The 6,435-nt window shown below is 35.5% G+C and carries 7 protein-coding genes; all 7 read right to left on the reverse strand.

Going from position 1 to position 6,435, the window contains the following annotated elements; translation table 11 throughout:
* Positions 1-250, reverse strand: a 250-nt coding sequence (locus SOY52_RS08595) for a hypothetical protein (RefSeq protein ID WP_320848545.1), incomplete at its 3' end; no start/stop codon positions are given.
* 140 nt (positions 251-390) lie between these two features.
* Positions 391-1,848 carry a lactate racemase domain-containing protein gene (locus SOY52_RS08600; protein ID WP_320848546.1) on the reverse strand — a complete coding sequence of 486 codons (1,458 nt, stop codon included), beginning with the start codon at positions 1,846-1,848 and terminating at the stop codon, positions 391-393.
* A complete protein-coding gene (locus tag SOY52_RS08605) occupies positions 1,848-2,690 on the reverse strand; it encodes a triose-phosphate isomerase (RefSeq protein ID WP_320848547.1) in 843 nt (280 codons plus the stop codon). The genes SOY52_RS08600 and SOY52_RS08605 overlap by 1 nt, the downstream gene beginning before the upstream one ends.
* A complete protein-coding gene (locus tag SOY52_RS08610; RefSeq protein ID WP_320848548.1) occupies positions 2,690-3,847 on the reverse strand; it encodes a class II fructose-bisphosphate aldolase in 1,158 nt (385 codons plus the stop codon). The genes SOY52_RS08605 and SOY52_RS08610 overlap by 1 nt, the downstream gene beginning before the upstream one ends.
* 4 nt (positions 3,848-3,851) lie before the next feature.
* Entirely contained in the window at positions 3,852-4,973 is a 1,122-nt protein-coding gene (gene nagA, locus SOY52_RS08615) for an N-acetylglucosamine-6-phosphate deacetylase (RefSeq protein ID WP_320848549.1), read from the reverse strand.
* Complete coding sequence (locus SOY52_RS08620) at positions 4,973-5,791, reverse strand: glucosamine-6-phosphate isomerase (RefSeq protein ID WP_320848550.1); 819 nt, start codon at positions 5,789-5,791, stop codon at positions 4,973-4,975. The genes nagA and SOY52_RS08620 overlap by 1 nt, the downstream gene beginning before the upstream one ends.
* A gap of 11 nt (positions 5,792-5,802) precedes the next feature.
* Positions 5,803-6,435, reverse strand: a 633-nt coding sequence (locus SOY52_RS08625; protein WP_320848551.1) for a 6-phosphofructokinase, incomplete at its 5' end; no start/stop codon positions are given.

Consider the following 6,435-nt stretch of genomic DNA (forward strand, 5'->3'; position numbering starts at 1 on the left):
TATATTTTATTCTTTTTGGTCCAAGTAAGCCAATATGTAACATTACACTAGAAGATCCAGGTCCTCCATTAAAAGCAAATATTACAGGTCTTTGTGCTTTATTTTCGACATCCTTTTTAAAATATGAAAATGAAAAAATAGATGCTATTGCATTTCCTTTTTCATCATAAAAAATATTATCTTCACTTATTGTATTATAGGCAATATTACTACCATTTATATTTATACTCCCCTCTGAGACAAATCTCATTGGAGTAAAATTCTCTTGATAAAACACTTTGATACCTCAATATAAAAAACTATATAATTTATTATATTATAAAGAGTACCCATATACAATATATTAAAATCATGCCCCCATAAATCAATTATGGAGGCCTTAATTAATTATCAACCAAGATATGGCTCATCTTTCATACAAAGATGCACAGCACCAAGCTTAAAAGTCATAGGAAGAGCAAGAATATTAGGATTTGGTCCTACAATCTTCTTCTTTGCATCCTCTAATGCTTCTTCAAATGTTGCTCTAGTCTTAAGCCCCATACCTCTTGCAATACCTGGTTCTCTAGCACCAACAATATAAATTGCAGATGTATCACGTTCAGCAAGGTGACCACAGCTCATCATAGAAAAACCATGGAATGGGTGGAATGCATTTGCAAAACGATATTTACGAATGTATTCTTGGTTAGTTGCAAAGTATTCACCATATCTGTTCATATCTGGGAGAGTATTCATATAATCATGCTGGAATAAATCATATAACTCTCTTAAATATGGCCATCTTTCATCATGGAAATAACCATCACAAATTGAAGAACAAATAAATACACACTTATCAGACATTACTCTCTTGTGTCTAATAACTTGAGCAGATAAAGCCTGCATCATCTGAATTGGGTTTGTTCCCATTCCATTACCATAGTGGAAGTTAGTAGGCATACCAAATACAATTACATCATATTTCTTTTCAGCCCATGGAACGAAGGTTCTCTTATCAGCACTCTTCCAGCTAATTGGTTGCATCTCTTTTGCATAACCTGAGTTAATTTCAATTTGTCTAGAAAGAGTATCAAGGACAGCATCACAACAGAAGAATTTCTTACCCATCTTCTCTTCCATAAACATACCTTGACAGTCAAATTTTGATCTCATCTCAGAGTGAGTTGATACAGGTACGAAATCACTCTTATGCATAACCTGTGGAACGTGGTGAGCACTAATAGATCTCCAATGAGTAATACCAGTTGCACAGTGTTTATAACCACCAGAATAACCACCATAAGGGTTACCTTGTGTATGACCAATTAAAATAGCTACATCGGCATCAAAAACTGCCTTATTCATGATAACATGGTCACCATTTGGAGCATAACCAAGGTCTACAAGGTTATCATAATCTTCACTATCATGGCTTGTAATTTGTCCTGTAGGATAGAACTCATTAAAGAGTTTATCACCCAAAATTTGTTTCATTTCACCTACTGTAGCTCTTGGATGAAGACCATTAGATATTAAAAGTAAAATATCTTTTTTCTCAACGCCTACGCTATAAAGTTCATCAAGACAACATGTTATTGAAACCTTTCTATGACTTGTTGGTTGGCATCCACCTTTTACGATATCAGGAATAACAATTACTACCTTAGAGCCTTTATGTGCAAGCTCTGTTAAAGTTGGCATTCCAATAGGATGACGAATAGAATCCATTGTAATGTTATAAAGAGAATCCCAATCCTGAGGAAGACATGGTGGATCTGGATATGTTGTACCTGGGATAAACACATCTGTGTTATCAGGTAAATTTGCACTCATTAATCCCTGTCCATATTCAAAATCTAGTTTCATTATTTATTCTCCTTTCCATTCATATATAGCTCGACTATCCTAAGGTATTCATCAGGATAGAAACCAATTTCACCAGTAAAACGAGTAAGAGCAATTAAGCCTCCATCTATTTCATCTATAGAAGAAAGCATCTCGGCATTAGCTTCTTTAAGGCCTCCACCATAAACTACAGGTACATTACCAATTACACTCTTAATTAATTTAGCAACCTTAGTAATATACTCTTTACCCGCTGGAGTCTTACCAGGTCCAATAGACCAAACAGGCTCATATGCAATTACAACAGATGATAAATCAGCACCCTTCAAGCCAATCTCTAATTGTTCAGTAATTACTTTATCCCACTCATCTAACTCTGTATCTTTTTCACCAACACAGTATAAAACTTTAAGGCCTCTACTTTGTGCTGCTAATACTTCTTTATTTAGGATTGTATTAACTACTTTTCTATCTGTATTTCCACCAAGTGAAAGAATTTCATTCTTATCATTTCTCTCTTCACAGTGTCCAATTAAAGCGGCTGTACAACCTAGTGCAGCAGCTGCTGCTGCAGGTCTATTGGATGTAAAAGCACCAAAGTTACCACCAACTTTAACATCTTGTCTATAAACACTTTGGCAGCCAATTTCAATAACAGAGTCTTTAGCGGCAATAACAGCAGAAGGAATTTGAGCTTCAGGATAGAACTGCACGAACTCACACTTACCTTTATACTTTTCTAGTTCCTTTTCACATTTAGGAATAATAGTTGAAGCATAAGAAGAAATATCAGAGATTCTATTTACACCACCCATTTGGGAAGGAACATCAAATCTTTTAAAATTCACATAGATGTGTTGCATCAAATTCCCTCCTTCTTATAGAACTCAGCCATTTCATCAAGAGTCTTAACTTCTACTTTGTTAGCCTTGCCAACTTGACCAAATTCAACGATAAGAGTTCCTACAACTTCCATTACACCCTTTCTAATAAGATGAGTAACTTCGCGAATTGAATCATTAGGGATATTTCCATACATAACTGTATCCATAATAGGTGTTAAGAAAGCTCTAGGATCAAATACCTTTGGATTTTTCTCCATAAGATGCCAAATTTCATTAATGCTCTTATCTTCTCTTGCCTCTGGATGGTTAACAAAATACTCTCTTAAGTTTCTTGTAACAGCTAAGCGAATATCAGTATCTACATTGATTTTACCAATTCCACAATGAGAAACCTCTTTAAGTTGGTTTAATGCTATTCCATAAGCATTTTGGATATCACCACCAAGCGCATTAATCTCATCAACAATATATCTAGGAACTGTAGATGAACCATGAGAAACTAATACACCTTGGATGCCTTCATGTCTTAAACACTCTTTAATTGCAATTGCAATTTCTTTTCTTACAACTGCATCCTTACCTTTATTTGCACCATGCATAGTTCCATAGCTAATTGCTAGAGCATCTACTTTAGTTTCTTTAAAGAATTTAATTGCATGTAAAGGATTTGTATAAGTTGAACCAGCAGAGAATACATGGTCTTCAACACCTGCAAGTACACCTAATTCACCTTCAACAGTAACTCCTCGTTCGTGAGCATACTTTACAACTTCTCTTGTTAACTCAATGTTTTTATCAAGAGGAAGTGATGATCCATCAATCATTACAGAGGTATAACCACCATCGATAGCAGCCTTAACTGAATCAAAGTCTCTACCATGGTCAAGATGAAGTGCGATAGGGATAAATGAGTCTTTAGCCCTTGCTTTTACAGCTTCTGCGATATTTCTTGCACCAATGATTTTATCTTCAATTGTGGCATTCATAAAATCCTTTCTGCCACCCATGAAGCCATTTGCTAAATCAGCACCCTGCAAGATTGCTGGAGAGCGGAACATTTCATGTACATCAATTACTGCCTGAGCTTGACATACCGCATTAACATTGAACGCTCCCTGAGCGTAATCAAGTCTGTCTGTTGCATCCAAAATAGGACGAAGTGGGATTAAAGCCATTTTATCACTCCTTTGTGTATACTTTTCTGCCCTCTACATAAGTTTCAAGCAGATTCAAATCTTTATCTAAGACCACGAAATCAGCTGGATATCCAACCTTTATGGCCCCCCTATTTAAACCAAGCATTGTAGCTGCATTCTCAGAAAGCAATGGTGAAACATATGGTAAGTCACACTGGGTAAATTTAATTATGTTCCTCATTGCTCTATCCATTGTTAAAGTGCTTCCAGCCCTAACTCCATTTAATAGCTGAGCATCACCATTTTTAACAACTACATCATTAACACCAAGCTTATAATTACCATCTGGTAGACCTGCAGCCATGATTGAGTCTGTAATAGCAATTACCTTTTTATTTCCTTTTGTTTTTAATATAAGCCTTACTGTCGCAGGATGAAGGTGAAAACCATCAGCAATTACTTCTGTATAAACCTCATCTCTTTCTAAAACGGCACCTGAAATAGCTGGACGATGCATATGAAAGAGCTTCATCGCATTAAAGGTATGAGTAGAAGCAACTGCACCATTTTCAATTGCTTCAATTGCCGTTTCATATTCTGCAGCACTATGACCAATTGAAACCTTACATCTATCTTCACTCTTTATGTGCTTGATAAGATCTAAAGCACACTTTCCTTCTGGAGCAATAGTAATATAAAGAATGTTGTTACCTGAAATTTCTTGATAGTAATCGAATAGCTTTGGGTCTCCATCCAATATTAATTCAGGAGCCATAGCACCTTTATATTCCAAAGATAAGAAAGGTCCTTCAAGATGAATTCCCTCAAGTCTTGATCCATCAAGTCCTCTATTAATTGCTTCTTTTAAAATTTTTAAAATTCTCTCTGTTGTTTCCTTTGTATCTGTCATAACAGATGCTAAGAAGGAAGTAACACCTTTTGAGGCAAAGAATTTTGAGAGCTTATTAACATCCTCATAGCTTTCAATATGATTTACATCAATCATATCACCACCATGAGTATGGATATCAAAAAAGCCTGGAATTATTATTCTATCATCGATTTCATTAGTTTCATTAATAGAGCTGATTTTTCCATCCTCTATCTCGATAGCCCTAGAGACTAATGAAGAACCAATTAGAACCTTTGATGCAGAAATAGTCATTAGAAAGCCTCCTTTGAAGCCTCACTATTTGCAAGAATTAAAGCATCCTTATGGTTCTGAATTAATGTTACAGGAAAATGTCCAGAAGGCTCTTGGAATAAAGCTTGTCTTAATACAGCTCTATGCCAACTTCTAAATACACCGAGTCTAATTTTATTAGCCATTAAGATTTCTTTCATACCAATAGTGACAGCAAAAATTGGCATTGCATCAATAGCACCATTAAGGTCACCTATTGCATTAGCCACTCTAGTTTCTCTACTGATTGCAAGAACTCTAGTAGTTCTAGTTGCAAATTCTTCTGCACTTACTTCTTCAGCTTCATTGAATGCTAAATGTCCATTGATACCAATTCCACCAAAAGCTATATCAACCTTACCAAGCTTTTCAATAACTCTTAAAATCTTTCCTGGATCTTCTGGATCTGGGAAGAAGCGATTTTCAACAGGTACATTTAGTTCCTCTGGGATTTGGTTATAAACAGCTCGATCCATAAAGCCTCTAAATGAAAGAGGACTATCCTTTGAGATATATTTTTTATCATCATCAAGATATTCATCCATATTGATAAAATAACAATTCTTAAGACTTAACTTTCTTTCATTTACTAGTCTAACAAAGATAGGATATTGTCCAACAGGACCAACAGGACAGATGAATACCGTTTTTTCTCCTTTTTTATTGTTTTCATCTATCTGATTAACCATCTCTAGAGCTAATTCATAGAATACTTCACCGCTATCACCAAGGCATTTTACAGGTATTTTCCCTTCTGTAATTAATCTCTCTTTAGAGTATGAAAAAATCTTCTTATCCATATCAATCCTCCTTATACGAATGAACAAAAATCATCACCTATTGAACCAATAAGAGGCTTTGCGTACTCAATAAATGATTCATTAATAAACATATTTTCTTTATCAATATATTTTTCATCTAAGGTCCTTGCCTCTAGGATACTATCGAGGATAGGACTCTCTACAGCTTCAAATGTATAAGGTGAAGATGAAGTTCTCTTAATTACACTCATGTAACCATTTTTACCTTCAAGTGCACACTTTACAGAAACTCTTCCACAAGCTATTGCTTCAGCTCTATCTACATCACTTTGCCATGAAATAGAAGCTCTACCTAAAATTCCAGGTTTTTCTGAGCGTGATTTAATACCAAGCTCCTTAATTATTAAATTAGAAAGATGTGAAGAAACATCACCAAAATAGACACTCCTTCCAACTTGGAAAACTGGTTCAACAATTGGCGTTCCATCGCTGTAACGCATACCTTCACTAGCAACAATTACAACCCCACCCTTCTCTTTGTGAATTTTCTCAACTTTTGTTAAAAACTTGTCCTTATCAAAAGCTACTTCAGGGACCAAAATAATATCAGCGCCAGGAGCCTTTCCACTTTTAGCCATGATAGCAGATGCAGTAACCCATCCTGCATCACGTCCAAGAGCCTC

The organism is Bullifex sp., assembly GCF_034103065.1.
In the GTDB taxonomy this organism is placed as follows: domain Bacteria; phylum Spirochaetota; class Spirochaetia; order Sphaerochaetales; family Sphaerochaetaceae; genus Bullifex.

What these genes read in the sequence shown, in the direction of transcription:
- SOY52_RS08600 (WP_320848546.1), bottom strand. Translation starts at nt 1,848, where the DNA reads ATGAAACTAGATTTTGAATATGGACAGGGATTAATGAGTGCAAATTTA.
- SOY52_RS08605 (WP_320848547.1), bottom strand. Translation starts at nt 2,690, where the DNA reads ATGCAACACATCTATGTGAATTTTAAAAGATTTGATGTTCCTTCCCAA.
- SOY52_RS08610 (WP_320848548.1), bottom strand. Translation starts at nt 3,847, where the DNA reads ATGGCTTTAATCCCACTTCGTCCTATTTTGGATGCAACAGACAGACTT.
- nagA (WP_320848549.1), bottom strand. Translation starts at nt 4,973, where the DNA reads ATGACTATTTCTGCATCAAAGGTTCTAATTGGTTCTTCATTAGTCTCT.
- SOY52_RS08620 (WP_320848550.1), bottom strand. Translation starts at nt 5,791, where the DNA reads ATGGATAAGAAGATTTTTTCATACTCTAAAGAGAGATTAATTACAGAA.